The organism is Thermomonas sp., assembly GCF_023953935.1.
In the GTDB taxonomy this organism is placed as follows: domain Bacteria; phylum Pseudomonadota; class Gammaproteobacteria; order Xanthomonadales; family Xanthomonadaceae; genus Thermomonas.
The window spans coordinates 51,104-71,485 of record NZ_JAMLIW010000009.1 but is presented as its reverse complement, the minus strand read 5'-3'; the positions used below and the strand labels follow the sequence as shown (position 1 = coordinate 71,485).

The window sequence follows — 20,382 nt, the reverse complement described above, 5'->3', positions numbered from 1 at the left end:
TCAGCGGTCGGCGACCTCCGCCCCGGCCGCTTGCAGCAGCTTGCGCAACGCGTGGCGGTGGCAGTGCTCCTCGACCTCGCAATAGCAGCCGATGCTGAAGTCCATCACGTGCGACATGGCGGCCAGCAGCGCGATGGCGTGCTCGGCGTCCGGCTGCTTCATTTCGCGGCGGTAGTGCCGGAAAAAATTCTCCCAGTCCCCGGGTGTTTGCGCGGCGTGGGCGATGTCCATCGTGGCCTGGGTCGGAGCCACCGTGGGGAGCCAGGTGTCGTAGAAATCGCGCTTGGAAAACTCGCTTTTCGGCACTCCGCGCGGTGGACGGCGCACCGTGCCCACGCGCAGTTTTTCGCCGGCCGCGCGCGGCGTGCCCAGTCGAACAACGCGAACGGCCATGCGGTTCACCTTTGCATATCGTGATGACGCGGCATTGTGCGGCGTTCAGCGTCAAGACCGGATCACGGCGCTGGCATCGCTGACAATGGACGCCCCAACCGTTCGGGAGACGCGATCCCGGGAGCAGCGTACCGACATGATGAGAGGCTTGCGTGTGAGCGTGTGGCGTGGGGTGGCGCTGGCCTTGTCCTTGGCCCTGCCGCTGGCGCTGCCGGCGCAGGAGACCAGGCCGGTTGCGGTGCCCACGGACGTCGATGGCGTGCGGGTGGAAGAGACGGTCGTGGTCGTGGGCGAGCAGCCCGGCCCTGGCATGTGGATCGTGCGCAAGGACGGGCACGACCTCTATCTGCTGGGTACGCTCACGCCCTTGCCCAACCGGATGCAGTGGCAGGCGCGGCAGCTGCAGTCGGTGCTGGCACAGGCGCAGGAAGTGATCCGCCTGCGCGGCGTTGCGCTTGACGTCAAGGTCGGTTTTTTCCGGGGCATGCTCCTGCTGCCCAGGTTGCTGGGCGCGCGCAAGAGCCCGGATGGCAAACAACTCAGGGATCTGGTGACGCCGGAGTCCTACGCCCGCTGGCTGACGCTCAAGGCGCGTTACATCGGCTCCGATTCCGGCGTCGAGCGCTGGCGCCCGCTGTTCGCCGCGCAAGAGCTGTACACCGAAGCCATGAAGAAAGCCGGGCTGTCCACCCGCGACCTGGTCTGGCCGGTGGTGGAAACCGGCATCAAGGCCCACCATCCGGTGGTGACCGTGGTCAGCGAGCCGATCGTCATCACCGATCCCAAGCCGCTGCTGGTGGAGTGGTCGAAGACCACCCTGGATGACCTGGCTTGTTTCAACGACACCCTCGCCCATATCGAAACCGATCTGGGCGCGATGCGAGCGCGCGCCAACGCCTGGGCGACCGGCGACATGGCAGCACTGCGCGCGCTGCCGCCGGCCTACCGCTGGGAGGCGTGCAGTGCGGCGATCAGCGAGGCCGGCATCGGCAAGCGGCTGGGCTTTGGTGAAGTGCAGTCCAGGATCGACGCGAAATGGCTGGCAGCAGCGGAAACCGCACTGGGGCGCAATGCGGTCAGTTTCGCGCCGGTGCCGCTGGGTCGTCTGCTGGGGGCGAACGGTTATCTGGCGCGGCTGCAGGCCAAGGGCTACACCATCATTGCGCCCGACGCCGACGAAGAAGCGAACGCCGGCGCGAACTGAGCCTCAGCCGGCGGCGCGTGCGGCGGCCGTTGCCGGGTTGCCTGCGGCCTGCGGCCAGCGGCGCAGAATCGCCGCCCGCACGCCGTCGAGGTCGAGCCCGGCCTGCGCCAGCAGTTGCGCGCGGGATGCGTGCGGCAGGAAGGCGTCGGGCAGGCCGAGGTGCTGGATCGGCAGGGTGATGCCTTCGGCCGCCAGCAGTTCGGCCACCGCGCTGCCGGCGCCGCCAGCGATGGCATTGTCTTCAAGGGTCACGAAACCGTCGTGGCTGCGCGCCAGTTCGAGGATCAGCGTGCGATCCAGCGGCTTGATGAAGCGCATGTTGACCACGGTCAATCCAAACTCGCGGCCCACCGCTTCCGCCGCCGGCACCAGCGCGCCGAAGGCCAGCAGCGCCAGCCGGCTGCCGCGCTGGCGCAGCTCGGCCTTGCCGATCGGCAAGGTGTCGAGCGTGGGCTGCACCGCCACGCCCGGACCGACATCGCGCGGATAGCGCACCGCCGCCGGCCCGTAGTGGCGGAAGCCGGTGCTGAGCATTTTCCGGCATTCGTTTTCGTCGGCCGGAGCCATCACCACCAGGTTCGGCAGGCAGCGCAGGTAGGTGAGATCGAAGCTGCCGGCGTGGGTGGCGCCGTCCGGGCCGACCACGCCGCCGCGGTCGATCGCAAACAGCACGTCGAGGTTCTGGATCGCGACGTCGTGGATCAGCTGGTCGTAGGCGCGCTGCAGGAAGGTGGAGTAGATCGCCACCACGGGTTTTGCGCCCTCGCAGGCCATGCCCGCGGCAAGGGTGACGGCGTGCTGCTCGGCGATGGCGACGTCGAAATAGCGCTCCGGGTATGCCTGGCTGAAACGCACCAACCCGGAGCCTTCACGCATCGCCGGGGTAATGCCCATCAGCGTCGGTTCGACGGCAGCCATGTCGCACAGCCAGTCGCTGAAAACGTCGGTGTAGGTGGGTTTCTTCGCCCCGGCCTTGCCGATCAGCCCGACCGACGGATCGAACGGCGTCACCGCGTGGTAGCCGATCTGGTCGCCCTCGGCCGGCTCGTAGCCCTTGCCCTTGGTGGTGATGACGTGCAGCAGCTGCGGGCCCTTCAGGCCCTTGAGCGTTTTCAGGACTTCCAGCAACGCGCCGACGTCGTGGCCGTCGATCGGGCCGGTGTAGTGGAAGCCCATCTGCTCGAACAGGGTGGATGGCACGAACATGCCCTTCCAGTGTTCTTCCCAGCGTTTGACGAAACGCGCCGGCGGGCTCTTGCGCTTGTCGCCCAGCAGCTTCTTGCCGCCTTCGCGCAGGGCGTTGAGGGTCTTGTTGCCGGTCATCCGGCCCAGCATCTTGGTCAGACCGCCGACCGCCTCGCTGATCGACATCCGGTTGTCGTTGAGGATGACCAGCAGGTTCGGGTCGGTGTCCATCCCGCCGGCGTGGCCGAGCGCTTCCCAGGCCATGCCGGCGGTCATCGCGCCGTCGCCGATGATGGCAACGATGCGGCGTTCGTCCCCGGCGCGCGCCGCCGCAATCGCCATGCCCAGCGCGGCCGAGATCGAGGTCGAGGAGTGGCCGACGCCGAAGGTGTCGAACGGGCTTTCCTCGCGCGAGGGGAACGGCGCCACCCCGTCCTTCTGCTTGACCGTGTGGATGCGGTCGCGGCGGCCGGTGAGGATCTTGTGCGGGTAGGCCTGGTGGCCGACGTCCCAGACCAGGCGGTCCTCGGGCGTGGCGTACAGGTAGTGCAGCACCGTGGTCAGCTCGACCACGCCGAGCCCGGCCGCAAAGTGGCCACCGGACTTGCCGACCGATTCGATCAGGAAAGCGCGCAGTTCATCGCAGACCGCCGTCAATTCGGATTCGGGCAGCAGGCGCAGGTCGGCCGGGCTGTCGATGTGCGACAGCAGCGGGTAGCGGGTCGTGTCGATCATCCGGGCATTGTCGCGCCTGCGCGGGCGGTGGGCAATGCGGAGCGCCGAGTGTTTGCTCCAAACGCGCGTTGGGCGCCGCCGCGCCGGGCGATCAGCTGCAGCTGCCGCAGCAGGTCGTGCCTTCCGGGTGCTCGGGCGCAAGGCTGGCGTGGAAACCGGCGGCGCGCAGCGCGTCGCTGATCTCCGACTCCCCGGCGCTGCCTTCCACCAGCAGGCGGCCGCGGTCGATGTTGGCGGTGATCCTGGCGTTCGGATCCAGCGCGTGGACGGCGAAGGCGATGGAACGTGCGCTGGCTTCGTCGACCAGGCCGATGACGTCAAACAACATGGAGTGTCCTCTGGTTGGGCGGTGCAGGATTGCGGAAACGAAGGGGGCGTGCCTTGACCGTGGTCAGTCGGGCGAGCCGGCGGGTGGCTGCGGTTCACCTCCCGGCTTGCGCGCCGGTGGCGAAAACGGAATCGAATCCGGCGCCACCGCGCCGCCGCTGATGATGAAGCCCATTGCCTGATCCACGTTCCAGTCGGTCGGGGTGATCTTTTCCACCGGAACGATTTCCAGATAGCCCGACGTCGGGTTGGGCGTGGTCGGCACATAGACGGCGGCCAGCTCGCGGCCGGTGCCCTGTTCGCGCATCACCCGGGTGACGAAGCCCAGGGTTTTCATCTCGGTGTGCGGGAAGTCGATCAGGACCACGCGCTGGGTGCCGTCGGGTTTGGTTTGCAGGATGTCCAGCAGCTTGCGCGCGCTGCCGTAGATGGTGCTGGCCAGCGGGACGTGGGCGATCATTGCTTCGAACCAGCGCAGCAGCCGCTGGCCGATTACGCGCCGGGTCAGCCAGCCGACCAGCAGGATGGTGGCGACGGTCGCCGCCAGCGCGATCGCGCTCTTGACCCAGGGCGCGGCCAGCCAGCCCAGCGCGCGCGGGCTGGCGTGGGCCAGGTCCAGCAGGAGCGGTTCGACCAAGGGCTGGCTGAGGCTGCCCAAGGCGACGAACACGAACTTGACCACCACCCAGGTCAGCCACAACGGCAGCAGGGTGAGCAGGCCGGTCAGGAACAGGCGCTGCAGGCGCTGTCCGGTCGAAAGCGGGGGGCTCATGGGGCTATTGTGCCTGTCGGCGTGGCCAAGGTCAGTTGGCGCGCACCAGCCGGATGCCGATGTCGTCATAGCCGCGCCCGGCTGCCATCGGCTGGGACTTGCCGCTGACCATGCGCCGACTGCAGCCAGGATCGGCGCACAGGGTCACCCAGCCGGAAATCGGGTTGCGCGGCTGGTCGCGCAATTCACCGGCGCTGGGCAGGCGGTAGCGCTGGCCTTCCTGGGCGCTGCGCCAGCTGGCATAGGCCTGGGCGTCGGCGGCCGAGACGCAGACCACCGGGCGTGCATCGCTGCCGGAGGTGTCCCAGCGCGGGCGCCGGCCGAACAGCTTTCTGCCGCAATCGGCTGGCGCGCGGCCGCTGGCGGCGGCGAAGCGGGCATAGTCGGCGCGGCTGACGGTGACCAGATGCACCGGCCTGGGCGCGGCGGCCGGCGCGGGCGCCGTGGCGGCGCTGGCGCCGCTGCGTCCGTTGCGCGGCGTCCCGGCGTTGGCGGCGGTGGTCGCGGCGGCGGCGATCCGCGCCTTGTGTCCGGTCACGCGCAGGGGGCTGAGCCCCAGCCAGTGGCTGCCTGCCAGCAGGGCGTTGGCGGCCTGCGGATCGGGCTTGGCCAGCAGGTAAGTGATGCGCGCATCCAGCACCCCGTCCAGGCGCGCCTGCAGCATGGTGATGGCATCGCCGGTGCCGCCACGGCGCTGGTCCAGGGTCTTGGCATGTTCGAAGGCGGTCCGTGCGACCGCCAGATCGCCCGTGCGCAAGGCATTCTCGGCCAGAGAGGCCAGCGCGTCGAACAGCTGTGCGGTCAGGTGCTGCACGATCGGATTGGTCGGATTGATTTTCCAGGCGGCTTCGAGGCTGGCCCAGGCGTTGGCATTGGCCGGCGTCAGCAGCTGGCCTTCACGCAATTGCTGGTCGGCGTTGGCCAGATAGGCGCCGATGCCTTGGCCGGGGGAAGCCCCGGTTGCGGCGAGGTCCGCGGCTGGCGTGGTCGGCGCGGCCGGCTGAGCGGCGCTGGTGGCACCGCTGGTCGCAGCGACGGCGTCCGCCGCGGGCAGCGTGGCAGCGCCGTTCCAGCGGGTCCAGCCGAACCAGGCGCCGGCAGCGACCACCGCGATCACTGCGGCCACGACCGCCAGCCTGCGCCCGCCGCGGCCGCCTGGTGCCGACGTTGCCGGCTCCGATATATAGCCCGTGGGCACTTCTACCGTGCCGAAGGCCTTGCCGGCGCGCTGTTCGATGGCGTCCAGCGCGGCCAGCATGTCATTGGCGCTGGCGTAGCGGTCTTCCGGTTTTTTCGCCATCGACCGGTCGATCAGCGGTTGCCAGTGCTTGAGGCTCGGCGGCAACCGCGGGATGGGCTCCTGGGCGTGCTTGACCGCCATCGACAGTGCATCGCCGGCGCTGTAGGGCAGGTGCCCGGTCAGCATTTCCCAGGTCAGCACGCCCATGCTGTAGAGGTCGGCGCGGCGGTCCACGTCCTTGCCGCGGGCTTGCTCCGGGGCCATGTAGGCGGTGCTGCCGACGGCCACCCGCTCGCTGGTCAGGCGCGGGTTGCTGCCGCGCTGCTGGGCGATGCCGAAGTCCGCCAGCATCGGCCGGTCGACGTCGTCGAACAGGACGTTCTCGGCCTTGACGTCGCGGTGGACGACGCCGCGGACATGGGCGTAGTCCAGCGCCCCGAGCAGGGCACGCAGGATCGAGGCGACCTTGTGCTGTTCACCCACCAGCCGGCGTTGGGCCAGATGCCCGCGCGACAGCCACGACATCGAGTAGAACGGTTGACCGTCGGAGCTGCGGCCGACCTCGTGGATGCCGACGATGTTGGGGTGTTCGAGCCGGGCGATCGTGCGCGCCTCGTTCTCGAAGCGGGCGCGGCTGACCTCGTCGGTCAAGGCCTCGGCCAACATCACCTTCAAGGCGACCTTGCGGCCGAGCGAGTTCTGCTCGGCCAGGTAAACGACCGACATGCCGCCCTGGCCGATGACCCGGAGGATGGTGTAGCCGGCGATGGTCGGGAATCCCTGCTGCGTGGCCAAGGTGGGGGGACTGCCTGCGGCGGACTGCCTGGGAGGATACGACAGGATGCGGCGTGCTGGGAACGCCCGTCGCGGTCATGCCGTCATGACAACAGCAGCGCCGACATCTGCCGACGGTAGCGGCTGACCAGTTCTTCATCCTCCAGAATGCGGAAGGCGTCGATCAGCGATTTGCGCGCCAGGCCGTCCTGGTAGGTGCGGTTGCGGCGCAGCATCTCCATGAATTGGGCCAGTCCGGCGTCGGCATCACCGGCCACGAGGCGGCGCACGCCCAGCAGATGGCGGGCGCGCAGGTCGTCCGGGTTGGCGACGACCGCCGCTTCCAGCACCTCGGCCGGCGGGGCGTCGTGCAGCAGGGCCGCAAAACCCAGCCGCGCGCGTGCCTTCACGCTGCGATCGTCGGTGGCGAGGTTGGCGGGCAGGGCGTCGAGCAGCTTCTCGGCCTCGCCGGTGGCGCCGACTTGCAGCAGCGCCAGCGCCAGATCGAGCTTGAGCCCCGCGTTGTCCGGCTCGGCCTCGACCGCCTTGCGCAGGCGCACGGCTTCCTGGTGTGGGTCGACCGGGGGCGGAGCCACGGCCTCGGTGACGGCCGCGGGTTCTTCGACCGCCGCCGCCGGCTCGATGCCGTGATGCTTGAGGAATTCGCGCAGCTGGCCTTCCGGCAGCGCGCCGGAGAAGCCGTCCACGACCTGCCCGTCCTTGACCAGCATGACCGTCGGCACCGAGCGGATTTGCACCGCGGCGGCCAGTTCGCGCTCCTGGTCGACGTCCACCTTGGCGAGCGTGAAGGCACCGTTGTAGTCCGCCGCCAGCTGTTCCAGCACCGGGCCGAGGGTCTTGCACGGCCCGCACCAGGTGGCCCAGAAGTCCACCAGCACCGGAGCCAGCTGCGAGCGGCCGATCACTTCCTCCTCGAAGCGGGCGGCGGTGGCGTCGAACACGTGCGCGGAGGCGGAGGCGTCGGTCATGGCAGGTCCATGGAAGCAGGTGGTAGCGGGTAGGATGGGGGCATGCGAGCCCCATTCAAGCTGGCGCTGGTCGCCGCCGCCCTGTTCGCGCTGGCCGAGGTGTTCGCCAGCATGGTCATGCCGGCCTACTCGCTTCGGCTTCCGCTGGCCGTGAACGGCGCACGCGGCGTGCACGGGGCCGAGCTGTTCAATCTCGACGCCTTCATCCTGCCCGGGATCTGCCTGTTGCTGGCGCAGCAGACCATGTACCGGGTGCTGGCGCCGGCCGGTTGGGTGGCGCGCATGGGGATGACCCTGGCCCAGTTGTCGGCGCTCGCATTCGCGCTGCAGGGCGTGTTCCGGCTGGACCTGCAAGAGTTGGACGGGCCGGCGGGACGCCTGCACATCTCGATGTGGATGCTGTGGTGGATTTCTTTCCTTCCCGCAATGCTCCTGTTGACGGCATCCGCCAAACGCGGGAAAGGGTTTGCGGGCCTGTGCCTCGGCGCCGGGCTGCTGGTGCCGCTGCTGGCGCTGCTGGTGCCGACCGGCATCTGGGTGGGCCTGCCGCAGCGGTTTGCCTTCCTGCTCTGGTTCTGCTGGTGGTTGCTGGCGGCGCGGACGCTTACCGATACTTCAACTTCAGCCCCAGGATCGTCGTCGCCAGCAGGAACGTGATGGCGTTGGAGACGATCATCGGCCACGAATTCAGGAAAATCCCGTAGCCGAACCAGCACACGATGCCGAAGGTGAAGATCAGGTACATCCACAGCGAGATGCCGTGGGTGTCGCGGCTGCGGATGGTCTTGATCGCCTGCGGCACGAACGACAGGGTGGTGCAGGTGGCGGCCAGGTAGCCAAGCCATTCCAGGGTCATGAGCGGGTGCCGAATGGGGAATCGGTGCCGATCATGGCGGGTTTTGCTGCACTGCGGTAGGCTTCCGGATTCATCCCGAACCTGTATCTGCCGCCGTGTCCGAATCCGAACCTGCCATTTACGATCCGCGCGCCGTCGAAGCCGCCGCCCAGCGCTTCTGGACCGACACCCGCGCCTTCGAGGTGAAGGAGGGCGGCGGCAAGCCCAAATATTACTGCCTGTCGATGCTGCCGTATCCGTCGGGTGCGCTGCACGTCGGCCATGTGCGCAACTACACGATTGGCGACGTGATCAGCCGGCACAAGCGCATGACCGGCCACAACGTGTTGCAGCCGATGGGCTGGGACGCCTTCGGCCTGCCGGCGGAAAACGCCGCGATCAAGCACAAGACCGCGCCGGCCAAATGGACCTACGCCAACATCGAACACATGCGCGAGCAGTTGCAGACGATGGGCTATGCCATCGACTGGACCCGCGAGTTCGCCACCTGCAAACCGGACTACTACGTCCACGAGCAGCGCATGTTCGTGCGCCTGCTGAAGAAGGGCGTGGCCTATCGCAAGAATTCGGTGGTGAACTGGGACCCGGTCGACCAGACCGTGCTCGCCAACGAGCAGGTGATCGACGGCCGCGGCTGGCGCACAGGCGCGGTGGTCGAGAAGCGCGAGATCCCGCAATGGTTCCTGCGCATCACCGATTACGCGCAGGAATTGCTGGACGAACTGGACCGGCTTCCGGGCTGGCCGGAGTCGGTCAAGACCATGCAGCGCAACTGGATTGGTCGCAGCGAAGGGCTGGAGATCGCCTTCGATGTCGATGGCGAAGCCGCCCCCCTGACCGTGTTCACCACCCGCCCCGACACCTTGCTGGGCGTCACCTACATCAGCATCGCCGGCGAACACCCGCTGGCGCTGAAGGCCGCGCAGGGCAATCCCGAGCTGGCCGCCTTCCTCGCCGAACTCAAGCAGGGCGGTGTCTCCGAAGCCGAGCTCGAAACCCAGGAAAAGCGCGGCATGGCCACCGGGCTGTGGGCCAAGCATCCGCTGACCGGCGAAGACCTGCCGATCTATGTCGCCAATTTCGTGCTGATGGGCTATGGCACCGGCGCGGTGATGGCGGTGCCGGCGCATGACCAGCGCGATTGGGAGTTCTCGAAGGCCTATGGGCTGCCGGTCAAGCCGGTGATCGTCGATGCCACGACCCATGACGCGCTGATCGAGCTGGAGTCGCACGTCGGCGATCACGACGATCCGATGGCGGTGGCGCTGGGCGAGCATCGTGCGATCGACGTGTTCGAGGCCGATGCCGCGGTGGCGATGGTGCAGGACTACCTGCGCCGGATCGAAGACGAATCCGCGATGACCGAGCGCGGCTGGTTGATCAATTCCGGTGAATTCAACGGCCTCGATTTCGACGCTGCCTTCGCTGCGATTGCGACCAAGCTGGAAGCGCTGGGGCGCGGCCAGCGACGCACCAATTTCCGCCTGCGCGACTGGGGTGTGAGCCGGCAGCGCTACTGGGGCTGCCCGATCCCGGTGATCCATTGCGCCGGCTGTGGCGCGGTGCCGGTGCCGGAAGACCAGTTGCCGGTGCTGCTGCCGGAAGACGTCGCCGATGCCTTCGCGTCGGGTGACGTGCATTCGCCGATCAAATCCGATCCCGAGTGGCGCAAGACCACCTGCCCGCAGTGCGGCGGCGCGGCCGAACGCGAGACCGACACCTTCGACACCTTCATGGAATCGAGCTGGTACTACGCACGCTACACCGCGCCGGGCGCGGCCGACATGGTGGACGAGCGGGCGAATTACTGGCTGCCGGTCGACCAGTACATCGGCGGGATCGAGCACGCGATCCTGCACCTGATGTATTTCCGCTTCTATCACAAGCTCCTGCGTGACGCCGGACTGGTGGCCTGCGATGAGCCGGCCACCCGCCTGCTGACCCAGGGCATGGTGATCGCCGATACGTTCTATCGCGAGGACGCGAACGGAGCGAAACATTGGATCAATCCCGCCGAGGTCGACTTGTTGGTGGACGACAAGGGCCGCGTCACCGGCGCCCTGCTGGCTGCCGATGGCCAGCCGGTGAAGATCGGCGGCACCGAGAAGATGTCGAAGTCGAAGAACAACGGCGTCGATCCGCAGCTGCTGGTGGACAAGTACGGTGCCGACACCGTGCGCCTGTTCTCGATGTTCGCGGCGCCGCCGGAACAGTCGCTGGAATGGAGCGAGGCCGGCGTCGAAGGCATGGCGCGCTTCCTGCGCCGGCTGTGGCGCGACGTGCACGCGCATGCCGCGCAGCCGGACCATCCCGAAGTCGCTGCGGCCAGTCTTGATGCTGCGCAGAAAGCGCTGCGGCGGCAGACCCATGGCGTCATCCAGAAAGTCGGCGATGACTATGGCCGCCGCTACAATTTCAATACCGCCATCGCCGCATTGATGGAGCTGCTGAACGCGGTCGGCAAGTTCAACGACACCAGCGCGCAGGGCCGCGCCGTGCGCCATGAGGCTTTCGAGGCGATCGTGCTGCTGCTCAACCCGATCACCCCGCACATTGCGCATGCGCTCTGGCAGGCGTTGGGCCATCCGGAGACGCTGCTGGAAGACCTGCCGTTCCCGCAGCCGGACCCGGCCGCGCTGGTGCGCGATGCCGTCACGCTTGCGGTGCAAGTCAACGGCAAGCTGCGCGGTACGCTGGAAGTGGCGCCGGAGGCCTCCCGTGAGGCCATCGAAGCGGCCGCGCTGGCGCTGCCGGCCGTCGCGGCGCAGCTGGCCGGCAGCTTGCCGCGCAAGCTCATCGTGGTGCCCGGCAAGATCGTCAACGTGGTGGCGTGAAGCACCGGGCAGGCTGCGGTAGTCACTGCCGCGACCGCCCCGGACAGGCTAGACTGCGCGCGATGAAACTTCGCTTCCTCGTGTTGTCCCTGATCGCCGCGCTGCTCGCCGGCTGCGGCTTCCACCTGCGCGGGGCGTTGAACTTGCCGGCCCACCTTGGCCCGGTTCGGGTGGTGGCCGCCGACCGCTACAGCCCGCTGGGCGACCTGCTGGCGCAGGGGCTGCGGCGCGCCGGCGCGCAGGCGGCAACCGCGGCCGACGGCGAGCAGGTCGCGACCCTGCAGATCGTCTCCGAACATTGGGCCGATACGCCCATCAGCCACGATCCGAACGGTCGGGCGCAGGAGTACATGCTGCGGTATGCGGTGGTGTTCAGCCTCAAGCGCGCCGACGGCGGTGTGGCGGTACCGCAGCAGGCGGTGGAACTGTCGCGCGATTACCTGACCCCGGTGCTCGATTCGGTCGGTCGACTCAGCGAGCGCGAGCGGCTGGTCCAGGAGCTGCAGCGGGAAATGGCGACCGCCATCCTGCGCCGGACCGACGCGGTGACGTCGAGCGCGGGGGACATCGTGCAGTGAAGCGGGCTCGGGTGCAGAAACAGGCGGAGGCGGGCGCGGCGCGCCGGTGTCGGCGGCCGTGGAACTGAATGTCGATCGCCTGACCGCGCAACTGCAGGCCGAACCGCTGCGTTCGGTCTACCTGGTCGCAGGCAGCGAACCCTTGCTGGTGCTTGAAGCCGCCGACGCGATCCGTGCCGCTGCCCGTGCCCAGGGGGTGAGCGAACGCGAGGTGTACGAACTCGACGCGAACGATCCCGATTGGGATGCGCTGGAAGCAACGATCCACGCCCCCAGCCTGTTTGCCAGCCGCCGCCTGATCGAAGCGCGCCTGACGACCGGCAAGCCGGGTCAGGACGGCGCCAAGCGGATCGCCCGGTTCTGCGCCGATCCGCCGCCGGATGTGACCTTGCTGGTGGTGGCCAATGACTGGAAGAAGGACCACGCCGGCAAATGGAGCGAGGCGATCGCCAAGCTTGGCCACGCCACCGTGATCTGGCCGGTCAAACTCCACGAGCTGCCGGGCTGGGTCGGCCATCGCCTGCGCCAGCGCGGTTTGAAGGCCAGCCCGGACGCCATCGCGCATCTTGCGCAGCGGGTGGAAGGCAACCTGCTGGCGGCCGCCCAGGAAATCGACAAGCTCGCCCTGTTGCTGCAGGGCGAGACCGGGACGCTCGACGTGGCGCGGATGGAGGCCCTGGTCGCCGACTCCGCCCGGTTCAACGTGTTTCGCCTCACCGACGCGGCCCTCAATGGCGAGGCCGCGCAGGTCTCGCGCATCCTGACCGGCCTGCGCGCCGAGGGCAGCGTGATTCCCGCGCTGATGGGGATGCTGGTCAGGGAATTGACCGTGGTGCTCGCGTTGTCCAGGGCGCGCAATTTCGCCGCTGAATGCAAGACGCTGAAAATCTGGGAGTCCAAGCAGGCCGTGTACAAACGGGCGCTGGCACGGCATCCGCCGGAGCGTTGGCAGCACCTGCTGCGGGAGGCCGGGGCCGTGGACCGGATTTCCAAGGGACGGGTGCGGCCGGGGCGGGAGTCCTTCGATGCCTGGGTGCAGTTCGAGCGCCTGCTGCTGGCGGTGGCCGAGCGCGGCGCGCTGCGGCTGCTGGCCTGAGCGACATGCTGCGGGTGTACTACGGCGGCAGCTTCGACCCCGTGCACAACGGGCATCTGGCGATCGCCCGTGCGGCCCGCGACCGGCTGCACGCGCAGGTGGCGCTGGTGCCGGCCCGCGACCCGCCGCACAAGCCACCGACCGGCGCCGACGCCGAACAGCGCGCGGAAATGCTCGAACTGGCGATTGTCGGGGAGCCCGGGCTGCGGGTGGATCGGCGCGAACTGGCGCGGCCGGGGCCCTCGTACACGGTCGATACCCTGATCGCGCTGCGCGCCGAATATGGCCCACAGGCGCCGATCGCCTGGTTGATCGGCGCCGATGCACTGCGCCAGCTGCACACCTGGAGCCGCTGGACACAGCTGTTCGCGCTGGCCCACATCGTGGCCGTCGCCCGCCCCGGATTCGATCTGGAGACGGCCGCGCTGCGTACCGAGGCGCCGGCGGTGCTGGCCGAGGTCGCTGCGCGCCGGCGTGACCCCGAAACGCTGGCGGCTTCGCCGGCCGGTGGATTTGCCCTGCTGGAGCTGCCGCAGCTGCGGCCCGAGTCTTCCAGCGAGCTGCGCCGGCGCATCGCCGCAGCGGATCCCCGCTGGTGCGACTGGGTGCAGCCCGCGGTGACGGCCCATATCGTGCAGCAAGGTTTGTATGGCGTTTCCACCGCTATACTGCCCGCATCCCCATCGAGCGCTCGCCCTTGACCACTGCCGCCCAAGTCATCAAACCGATCCTGCCCGTGCCGCCGCCGGCGGTGGACGCCCTGCTCGAAGCCGTGCACGCCGGGCTGGTGGAACTCAAAGCGAAGGACGTGGTTGAAATCGACGTGCGGGGCCGGAGCAGCGTCTGTGATTTCATGGTCGTGGCGTCGGGCACCTCGACCCGGCACGTGAAAGCGGTCGCCGATGAAGTGGTGCGCTTTGCCAAGACGCTGGGCGTGCAGCCGCTGGGCGTCGAGGGCGAGCGCGAGGCCGAATGGGTGCTCGTGGATCTGGGGGATGTCGTGGTGCACGTCATGCTGCCGCGGGTGCGCGAGTTCTACGCCTTGGAGCGGCTGTGGACGGTGGGCGACCAGCATCCCGACGGCGCGGACGCCTGAGCCGCGCGAGCGTGGCCCGGGCCGGCCGGGTTGGAGTGCGATGAAGACCCGCCTGATCGCCGTCGGCGCGCATCCGCCCGGATGGGTGGCCGAAGGCTTTGCCGAGTACCGCAAGCGCCTGTCGAACTGGCTGCCGCTGGAACTGGTGGAAGTCGAACCTGGCGTGCGCGGCAAGGGCCGCGATACCGCACGGGCAATGGGCGATGAGGGCGCGCGTGTGCTGGCCGCACTGCCAAAAAATGCCCACGTGATTGCGTTGGACGGCCGCGGCAAGCCGCATTCTTCCGAACAGCTTGCGCTGCGGCTGGAGCACTGGCGCGGCCAGGGCCGCGATCTGGCCTTCCTGATCGGCGGCCCCGAGGGCCACGCGCCCGAAGTGCTGGCACGGGCGGACGAACTGTGGTCGCTGGGGCCGCTGACCTTGCCGCACATGCTGGTGCGGCTGGTCCTGGCCGAGCAGCTCTACCGCGCCTGCGCGCTGCTGGCCAACCACCCCTATCACCGGGCCTGAAACCGTCGCCGCTGCACAGGTTGGACGCGTTGCCAGCGGTTCACGCAGGCGGGCGTCCTGGCGCATTGCGCGGGCGCCGACATTGCGGCGCCGCGCCGGTGTCCACGCGGGCCCGGAGATCAATCTCGGAGATCAATCCGGCGCGACCAGTTCCCCGCGCTCCAGCGCCGTGGCAATTGCGGTCTGCCAAGGTGCGATGTCGAGGCCGTGGTCGCGGCGCCAGGTGGCATCAAACAGGGTGTCGCTGTAGCGCTTGCCGCGGTCGCACAGCAGGCTGACGATGCTGCCGCGCTCACCGGCGGCGCGCATCCGCGTGGCCAGCGTGAGGCAGGCGGCGAAGTTGGTGCCGGAGGAACCGCCGTAGCGTGAATCGAGCAGGGTTTCCAGCTGGGTTGCGGCCGCGATCGAGGCGGCATCGTCGACCTCGACCACGGCATCGACCACGGCGAACAGGAAGCCCGGCTCCACCCGCGGACGGCCGATGCCTTCGATCACGGTGGGCTGGCTGGCCACCGCCTCGCGGCTGCGGCTGCGCCAACCGTGGACGTAGCCGCTGCCGGTCGGCTCGGCCACGCACAGGCGGGTGTCGAGGCGGCGGTAGCGCAGGTAGCGGCCGATGGTGGCCGAAGTGCCGCCAGTGCCGGCGCCGCAGACGATCCAGGTGGGCTCGTGCTGCGCCTCGCGGCACATCTGGCCGATGATCGACTCGGCGATGTTGTTGTTGCCGCGCCAGTCGGTGGCGCGTTCGGCCAGCCCGAACTGATCGAGATGGCAGGCGCCTTCGGCGGCGTGGCGGGCGGCGCGGGCGTGGACCTGCGCGGGATCTTCGACCAGGTCGCACTGGCCGCCCAGCGCCTGCACCGCGTGGATTTTCTGCGGCGCCGTGCAGGCCGGCATCACCGCGATGAAGGGCAGGCCGAGCAGGCGCGCAAACCAGGCCTCGGAGATGGCGGTGCTGCCCGAGGATGCGTCGACCACGGTCTGGCCTTCGTCCAGCCGGCCGTTGCAAAGCGCGTACAGATACAGTGAACGCGCCAGCCGATGCTTGAGGCTGCCGGTGGGATGGCTGGCCTCGTCCTTGAAGTAGAAGGCGATGCCCGGAAAACCGGGGAAGTCCAGCCGCAGCAGGTGGGTGTCGGCCGAGCGTGCACTTTCCTGTTCGAGCCGCGCCAGCGCGGCGTGCACCCAGCCGCGTTTGCCGGGATCGGTACGGATCGGGGAATCGTTGCTCATGGTGTCCATGATTGCCGCAACCGGGGTCGTGCTCAAGGGGCACTTGCCAACAGCGCGCGCACGCGCAGGGCAAGATGGTCGAAGTACAGGTCGATGTAGCTGATCCGGTTTTCGTGGTCGATCAGATACGGGTTCATCAGGGTGTGGCGCAGGAGGACCAGCTTGTCGTCGTTCTCGTCGTCCAGCGTTGCCGGGTCCAGCCCGAGTGCGTCGAAGATGCGGTCCACGCCTTCCACGCCCAGCGCCTCCGGCTTGAGGGTGGTGGCCGAGGCGAAGAATTGCTTGTCCTGGACCGGATGGCGGGGATCGATGCGCAGCTCGTCGTGCAGGCGGCGAACGAAGGCGTTGGCGATGGGCACCGAGCGGTTGCCGGCGGGATTGAGGGCGAGGCAAACCAGGTTGCTGTCGGGGTCGAACGGCATCAGCGCGTGGACCACGTCTTCGTTCTCGCGGGCGAAGCGCTGCGCGCGCGCGCGGAAGTGCTCGGCGGCGCGGATGGTCTGCGCCGACAGCAGGCCGAAATGGGCGTGGTCGAGCGGCAGCGCCTGATGGGTCACGTAGACCGCGGCGGCGGCGGCGCCGGATTTGGAACCTTCCGGGATGATCTGGCCAAGGCGGCGGTAGCGGGTCATGTAATCCGGCGCGGCCTCGCCGTGGAACACGTAGTCGGCCGCCTCGGTCAGCAGCGCGGTGGCGCGGTGGTCGCGGCAGACGAAGGCGCCGGCCCCGTAGGGCAGGTAGCCGAGCTTGTGCGGATCGACCGTCACCGAATCGGTGCGCCCGACCGCGGCGATCGCGGCATGGACGCCCGGGGTCGGGAACGATTCGAACTCCAGCGCGACCTCTGCACGCGGGCGCAGGCTGCCATCCTCGTTGCGCAGCAGGCTGGCCAGATACCCGCCCCAGGCCGCATCGACGTGGACGGCGAAGCCCAGACCGCGCGCGGCGTAGCGCTCGCGGGCGTCCACCACGGCGTCGATCGGATCGACCGTGCCGTATTCGGTGGTGCCCAGCACCGCCACCGCCATCAACACCGGCTGGCGCTGACGCAGACAGCGCTCCAGGGTCGCCTCCAGTGCGTCGACGTCGATCCTCATGCCGCGCTCGGGCAGGCGTTCGAGCTGGCTGCGGCCCAGCCCGAGCAATTTGCAGCCCTTGCTCCAGGAATAATGCGCGGTGACGGGCGCGAGCACCTTGGGCGTCTTGAGCTCCGGATGCGTGGCGAAGAAATCGACCAGTCCAAGCTGCTCGATCCGCGCCGCCGCCACCTTCGCTTGCCAGCGCTTGCGCTCGGCCGGCGCAGCCTGGGCCAGCCAGCGGCCCCAGCGGTCGACCAGCGCGGTGGCCGCGTGCGGATGCAGGTTGAACGCGGCCCAGTCATCATCCGGAAGGTCGAGTTCGCCGATGCCGGCAGCGCGCAGTGCCACCGGGAAGGCTTTCTGCGCCAGCGCCAGCCGCAGCGCCTGATAGTTGGCGACGGTGCCGCCGGAGGTGAGATGCCCGAAAGCGCAGTCAGGCTGCGCCGGATCGTTGACGTAGCCCAGCATCCGCGCCAGCTGCAGCCCGACCTTGACCTCCAGCTCCACCGTCACCGGCGCGGTGTCCTCGGTGACGTTGTTGGGGTTGTAGGGCAGGGTGAGGATTTGCGCGGCCAGCCCCGGCAGCAGCAGGTCGGAGGCCATGTGGCCGATGTAGCGCGGGCTGTGGAAAGGCACGGATTTTTTCAGCGCCGCCGACAGCAGGTGCAGCTCGCGCCGCATCTTCGCCTCGAAGGCGAGGTAGTCCGGGTGCAGTGCGGCGGTGGTGGAGATCGCCAGCGGATCTTCGGGATGGAAGTTGCGCCGCCAATAGACGTGGTCGCGCAGGAATTCGACCACGAGCTTTTCCAGCAGGGTGTCGTTCTGCGCATAGGGGCCGAGGAAGCAGGCATCCAGCATGTGCGGGTGCGCGGCATCGAACGGGTCGAAGCTGCCGCTGTGGTCGGACGGTGCGGGTGTCGCGGCCATGACGGTGTCCTCGAAATGAAGAATTACAGAAGCAGCAGCCAGCCCAGTGGATTGTGCATCCTGGCGATGCCGTAGATGAAGCCGAAGGTGGCCAGCGCCGCGAGATAGAAGCCGAACCGCACCGGCCGGGTGCGCTTGGGCCGCATTGCGAACACGCCGAGCGCGACGTAGACCACCACCAGCGGCAGTTTGACCGCCAGCCAGCCGTTGGCGAACACGCCCCAGGGCAGGATCGCGATCAGGGTGAGGCCGGTGGCCAGCAGGGTGGTATCGACCAGATAGCTGCCGTATTTCGGCAGCCGGTGCTGTGGCCATTTTGCGCCCAGCAGCGCGGCGCCGCAGCGCAGCGCGAAGATCAGCCCGCTGCACTGCACGGCGTGCACATGCAGCCACTTGATCTGCGGATAGAACTCCAGCAGCGCCATCGGGTCCGATCTCAGCCCGGCTTGCCGTCGGCGCGCGGGTGCAGGTAGATCGACAGCGAGCGCAGCGCCCAGGGCAGGAAGGCGATCAGCCAGCCGGCGGCGGCGATGGTCTGCCAGACGTAGGTGTCGGGTGCGGCTTCGGCGGCAATGCGGGTGACGGCGACCAGTTGCAGCAGGGCGAAGGCGAACCACCCTGCCGCCGGCATCTCGATCGGGCGCCCGGAATGGCCCTGGGTGACGCGGGTCACCATCGCCACCAGCAGGCTGCCGAAGAAACCGATGTAGACGGCGTGCTGCGGCCCGCGCCCGAGGAGGAACTCACCGCCGAAGGCGTAGACCGCGCTTTGCAGCGCGAACAGGGTGAAGGCGACCGGCAGCCAGACAAAGCCCGCGAACAGCACCCACAGGATGCCCGGCGACTTGCCACGCGGCCACCAGCGGTACAGCACATACGCGCTGCCCAGCGCCAGCGTGGCGTCGATTGGCCACAGCCAGGCGTTTTCGTGGGTCAATTCCAGCGCCAGATGCGCCAGCAGCAGCGTCCACAGCGCCACCAGCAGGGGCAACGGGCGCCAGGGTCGATAGCCGGGGACCACATTGCTGGCGAAAAACGGGAACATGCGGTGGGCGACCGTGGTGTAGACGGGCAGCAGCACCGCGAAAGTGCCCAATTTGATCGAAACGAACACCGTCCACGGCCCGGCGCCGTGCAGCGATGCGGCCATCAGCAGCAGGCCGATCAGACCGAAGCTGAGTGCGGCAAAGCACGACCACGCGTGCCAGGTGGGCCCCTTGCCGGCGCGGCGCTCGGCCAGCAGCACCCGCAGCAGCTGGATCAGGCCATAGCCCCAGCCGAGGATCGACAACACCACGCCCAGATGCACGAAATGGTTGAAACCGGTCAGCATACCGGCGACCACCAGCACCTGCCCACCCAGCAGCCCCAGCCCCACCGGCAGGTAGTGCGCGCGCTTGAGATCGGGGAAGCCCATCCAGCGCGGGAAGGTGGTCAGCAGGAAGCCGAACATGAACGGCGGGAACAGCTGGTACTGCATGACGAAGGCGTGGATCCAGCCGCCGTAGGGCGTGCCGCCGGGCAGGTGCAGGACGTGCCAGCGGGTGTCAATCAGCCACAGCAGCCACCAGCTCATCGCCAGCAGCACGTTGAGCGCGCCGACGAAGAACAGGATGCGGTGCGGTTTGACCGCCAGCAGTGCGAACGAAAATCCGGCCCCCGGCTGGGGCTGAGCAGGCGTATTCATGAGGCGTCCAGTGTCGCGCGCGCGCGCCGTTCCAGCATTGATTCAAGTCACTTCCGCCGCCGCACCGGGCCCGCTCACTCGCGCAGGATCGGTGCTGCGAGCGCGTCGAGGCGGGGCAGGTCGACCAATTCGACGTCGCGCCGGTCCACCGCCAGCAGACCGTCGTTCTGCATCCGCCGCAGCACCCGGCTGACCGTCTCCGGCGCCAGCCGCAGGTAGTTGGCGATGTCGGTGCGGGCCATGGTCAGGGCAAAACGCGTTGCGGAAAACCCGCGTGCCGCCAACCGCCGCGACATTCCCACCAGGAAGGCGGCCACCCGCTGGTCGGCCGACCAGTCGCCGGCGAGCAGGGTGGCGCGGCCGATGTCGCGGCTGAGCAGGCGGAACAGTTCGCTCTGGATGCCCGGGACCCGCGCCGCCAGCACCGAAATCTTCGGGAACGAGAACCGGCACAGCATCACCGTGTCCAGCGCGATGGCGTCGCAGGGGTAGCGGTGACCGTCGATCGCACTCAGGCCGATGACTTCGCCGGGGAAATAGAAACCGAGCACGTGTTCGTGGCCGTCACGGTCGATCACCCGGGTCTTGACCGAGCCGGCACGCACCGCCGCGATCGCCTCGAACGGCTCGCCCTCGCGGAAGATGGGGTCGCCGGCGTGGAACGGGCCGACGTGTTCGACCAGCACATGCAGTTCACGCAGCGCGGACTTGTCCATCCCGCGCGACAGACAGGCGTGCGAAAAAGCGCAGGTGCTGCAGAACGTCAGCGCGTCGCCGTCGTCCGCCATGACCTGCGGGCTGAGCCGCGGGAACGGCAGGTTGCTCATCGCAAGGAAGGATCCGGATGCGGGCCGTCCGAACGCCAC

20 protein-coding genes are annotated in these 20,382 nt (G+C 68.6%); 8 read left to right on the top strand and 12 right to left on the bottom strand.

Translation table 11 applies throughout. From position 1 onward, the window contains the following. Complete coding sequence (locus M9902_RS10530) at positions 1-393, bottom strand: DUF488 family protein (RefSeq protein ID WP_297222850.1); 393 nt, start codon at positions 391-393, stop codon at positions 1-3. Positions 394-547: 154 nt separating this feature from the next. On the opposite strand from M9902_RS10530, the gene M9902_RS10525 reads away from it, so the two are divergent. Then, a complete protein-coding gene (locus M9902_RS10525) occupies positions 548-1,597 on the top strand; it encodes a TraB/GumN family protein (protein WP_297222848.1) in 1,050 nt (349 codons plus the stop codon). Positions 1,598-1,600: 3 nt separating this feature from the next. Here M9902_RS10525 and dxs read toward each other — a convergent pair whose 3' ends face one another. From dxs to trxA, 5 genes are all read right to left on the bottom strand, one after another. Next, positions 1,601-3,517 carry a 1-deoxy-D-xylulose-5-phosphate synthase gene (dxs, locus tag M9902_RS10520; RefSeq protein WP_297222846.1) on the bottom strand — a complete coding sequence of 639 codons (1,917 nt, stop codon included), beginning with the start codon at positions 3,515-3,517 and terminating at the stop codon, positions 1,601-1,603. Positions 3,518-3,608: 91 nt separating this feature from the next. Then, positions 3,609-3,845 (bottom strand): hypothetical protein, encoded by a 237-nt coding sequence (locus M9902_RS10515; RefSeq protein WP_297222844.1) that lies wholly within the window; start codon positions 3,843-3,845, stop codon positions 3,609-3,611. Positions 3,846-3,908: 63 nt separating this feature from the next. Then, positions 3,909-4,616: a DUF502 domain-containing protein gene (locus M9902_RS10510; protein WP_297173575.1), complete on the bottom strand. Its 708-nt coding sequence runs from the start codon at positions 4,614-4,616 to the stop codon at positions 3,909-3,911. Positions 4,617-4,647: 31 nt separating this feature from the next. Then, a complete protein-coding gene (locus M9902_RS10505) occupies positions 4,648-6,651 on the bottom strand; it encodes a bifunctional serine/threonine-protein kinase/formylglycine-generating enzyme family protein (protein ID WP_297222842.1) in 2,004 nt (667 codons plus the stop codon). Between the two features lie 83 nt (positions 6,652-6,734). Beyond that, the gene (gene trxA / locus M9902_RS10500) at positions 6,735-7,619 is read right to left on the bottom strand and encodes a thioredoxin (protein WP_297222839.1); all 885 of its coding nucleotides are present in this window, start codon (positions 7,617-7,619) and stop codon (positions 6,735-6,737) included. A 42-nt stretch (positions 7,620-7,661) separates the two neighbouring features. Here trxA and M9902_RS10495 point away from each other — a divergent pair, with 42 nt between their 5' ends. Continuing rightward, positions 7,662-8,276, top strand: a complete 615-nt coding sequence (locus M9902_RS10495) for a DUF998 domain-containing protein (RefSeq protein WP_297222837.1) — start codon at positions 7,662-7,664, stop codon at positions 8,274-8,276. Here M9902_RS10495 and M9902_RS10490 read toward each other — a convergent pair. Further along, positions 8,224-8,475 (bottom strand): SemiSWEET transporter, encoded by a 252-nt coding sequence (locus M9902_RS10490; RefSeq protein ID WP_297222835.1) that lies wholly within the window; start codon positions 8,473-8,475, stop codon positions 8,224-8,226. The genes M9902_RS10495 and M9902_RS10490 overlap by 53 nt on opposite strands. A gap of 95 nt (positions 8,476-8,570) precedes the next feature. Between M9902_RS10490 and leuS the strand changes: the two genes are divergently transcribed. From leuS to rlmH, 6 genes are all read left to right on the top strand, one after another. Next, a complete protein-coding gene (leuS, locus tag M9902_RS10485; RefSeq protein WP_297222833.1) occupies positions 8,571-11,309 on the top strand; it encodes a leucine--tRNA ligase in 2,739 nt (912 codons plus the stop codon). 62 nt (positions 11,310-11,371) lie between these two features. Then, a complete protein-coding gene (gene lptE, locus M9902_RS10480; protein WP_297173963.1) occupies positions 11,372-11,887 on the top strand; it encodes an LPS assembly lipoprotein LptE in 516 nt (171 codons plus the stop codon). A gap of 58 nt (positions 11,888-11,945) precedes the next feature. Next, positions 11,946-12,983: a DNA polymerase III subunit delta gene (holA, locus tag M9902_RS10475; protein WP_297222832.1), complete on the top strand. Its 1,038-nt coding sequence runs from the start codon at positions 11,946-11,948 to the stop codon at positions 12,981-12,983. Positions 12,984-12,988: 5 nt separating this feature from the next. Beyond that, positions 12,989-13,684, top strand: coding sequence for a nicotinate-nucleotide adenylyltransferase (gene nadD / locus M9902_RS10470; RefSeq protein WP_297173957.1), 696 nt, complete (start codon positions 12,989-12,991; stop codon positions 13,682-13,684). Beyond that, on the top strand, positions 13,681-14,079 hold the full coding sequence (rsfS, locus tag M9902_RS10465) for a ribosome silencing factor (protein WP_297173954.1): 399 nt from the start codon (positions 13,681-13,683) through the stop codon (positions 14,077-14,079). The genes nadD and rsfS overlap by 4 nt, the downstream gene beginning before the upstream one ends. Positions 14,080-14,119: 40 nt before the next feature. Next, a complete protein-coding gene (rlmH, locus tag M9902_RS10460; RefSeq protein WP_297173951.1) occupies positions 14,120-14,590 on the top strand; it encodes a 23S rRNA (pseudouridine(1915)-N(3))-methyltransferase RlmH in 471 nt (156 codons plus the stop codon). A 132-nt stretch (positions 14,591-14,722) separates the two neighbouring features. On the opposite strand, the gene M9902_RS10455 is transcribed toward rlmH, so the two are convergent. The 5 genes from M9902_RS10455 to M9902_RS10435 form a co-directional block, all read right to left on the bottom strand. Continuing rightward, positions 14,723-15,832: a pyridoxal-phosphate dependent enzyme gene (locus M9902_RS10455; RefSeq protein ID WP_297222921.1), complete on the bottom strand. Its 1,110-nt coding sequence runs from the start codon at positions 15,830-15,832 to the stop codon at positions 14,723-14,725. 23 nt (positions 15,833-15,855) lie between these two features. Continuing rightward, positions 15,856-17,829, bottom strand: coding sequence for a pyridoxal-dependent decarboxylase (locus tag M9902_RS10450; RefSeq protein ID WP_297222829.1), 1,974 nt, complete (start codon positions 17,827-17,829; stop codon positions 15,856-15,858). Between the two features lie 23 nt (positions 17,830-17,852). Next, entirely contained in the window at positions 17,853-18,254 is a 402-nt protein-coding gene (locus M9902_RS10445; protein ID WP_297173947.1) for a SirB2 family protein, read from the bottom strand. Between the two features lie 11 nt (positions 18,255-18,265). Further along, a complete protein-coding gene (locus M9902_RS10440; protein ID WP_297173944.1) occupies positions 18,266-19,516 on the bottom strand; it encodes an NnrS family protein in 1,251 nt (416 codons plus the stop codon). A gap of 74 nt (positions 19,517-19,590) precedes the next feature. Further along, positions 19,591-20,343 (bottom strand): helix-turn-helix domain-containing protein, encoded by a 753-nt coding sequence (locus M9902_RS10435; protein WP_297173940.1) that lies wholly within the window; start codon positions 20,341-20,343, stop codon positions 19,591-19,593. Positions 20,344-20,382: the final 39 nt, after the last annotated feature.

Bases quoted from the DNA above. Each gene is read 5' to 3' on its own strand.
- M9902_RS10440 (WP_297173944.1), bottom strand. From the start codon at position 19,516: ATGAATACGCCTGCTCAGCCCCAGCCGGGGGCCGGATTTTCGTTCGCA.
- lptE (WP_297173963.1), top strand. From the start codon at position 11,372: ATGAAACTTCGCTTCCTCGTGTTGTCCCTGATCGCCGCGCTGCTCGCC.
- M9902_RS10510 (WP_297173575.1), bottom strand. From the start codon at position 4,616: ATGAGCCCCCCGCTTTCGACCGGACAGCGCCTGCAGCGCCTGTTCCTG.
- M9902_RS10445 (WP_297173947.1), bottom strand. From the start codon at position 18,254: ATGGCGCTGCTGGAGTTCTATCCGCAGATCAAGTGGCTGCATGTGCAC.
- M9902_RS10455 (WP_297222921.1), bottom strand. From the start codon at position 15,832: ATGGACACCATGAGCAACGATTCCCCGATCCGTACCGATCCCGGCAAA.
- M9902_RS10490 (WP_297222835.1), bottom strand. From the start codon at position 8,475: ATGACCCTGGAATGGCTTGGCTACCTGGCCGCCACCTGCACCACCCTG.
- M9902_RS10450 (WP_297222829.1), bottom strand. From the start codon at position 17,829: ATGGCCGCGACACCCGCACCGTCCGACCACAGCGGCAGCTTCGACCCG.
- M9902_RS10530 (WP_297222850.1), bottom strand. From the start codon at position 393: ATGGCCGTTCGCGTTGTTCGACTGGGCACGCCGCGCGCGGCCGGCGAA.
- M9902_RS10495 (WP_297222837.1), top strand. From the start codon at position 7,662: ATGCGAGCCCCATTCAAGCTGGCGCTGGTCGCCGCCGCCCTGTTCGCG.
- dxs (WP_297222846.1), bottom strand. From the start codon at position 3,517: ATGATCGACACGACCCGCTACCCGCTGCTGTCGCACATCGACAGCCCG.
- nadD (WP_297173957.1), top strand. From the start codon at position 12,989: ATGCTGCGGGTGTACTACGGCGGCAGCTTCGACCCCGTGCACAACGGG.
- rlmH (WP_297173951.1), top strand. From the start codon at position 14,120: ATGAAGACCCGCCTGATCGCCGTCGGCGCGCATCCGCCCGGATGGGTG.
- M9902_RS10435 (WP_297173940.1), bottom strand. From the start codon at position 20,343: ATGAGCAACCTGCCGTTCCCGCGGCTCAGCCCGCAGGTCATGGCGGAC.
- M9902_RS10515 (WP_297222844.1), bottom strand. From the start codon at position 3,845: ATGTTGTTTGACGTCATCGGCCTGGTCGACGAAGCCAGCGCACGTTCC.
- trxA (WP_297222839.1), bottom strand. From the start codon at position 7,619: ATGACCGACGCCTCCGCCTCCGCGCACGTGTTCGACGCCACCGCCGCC.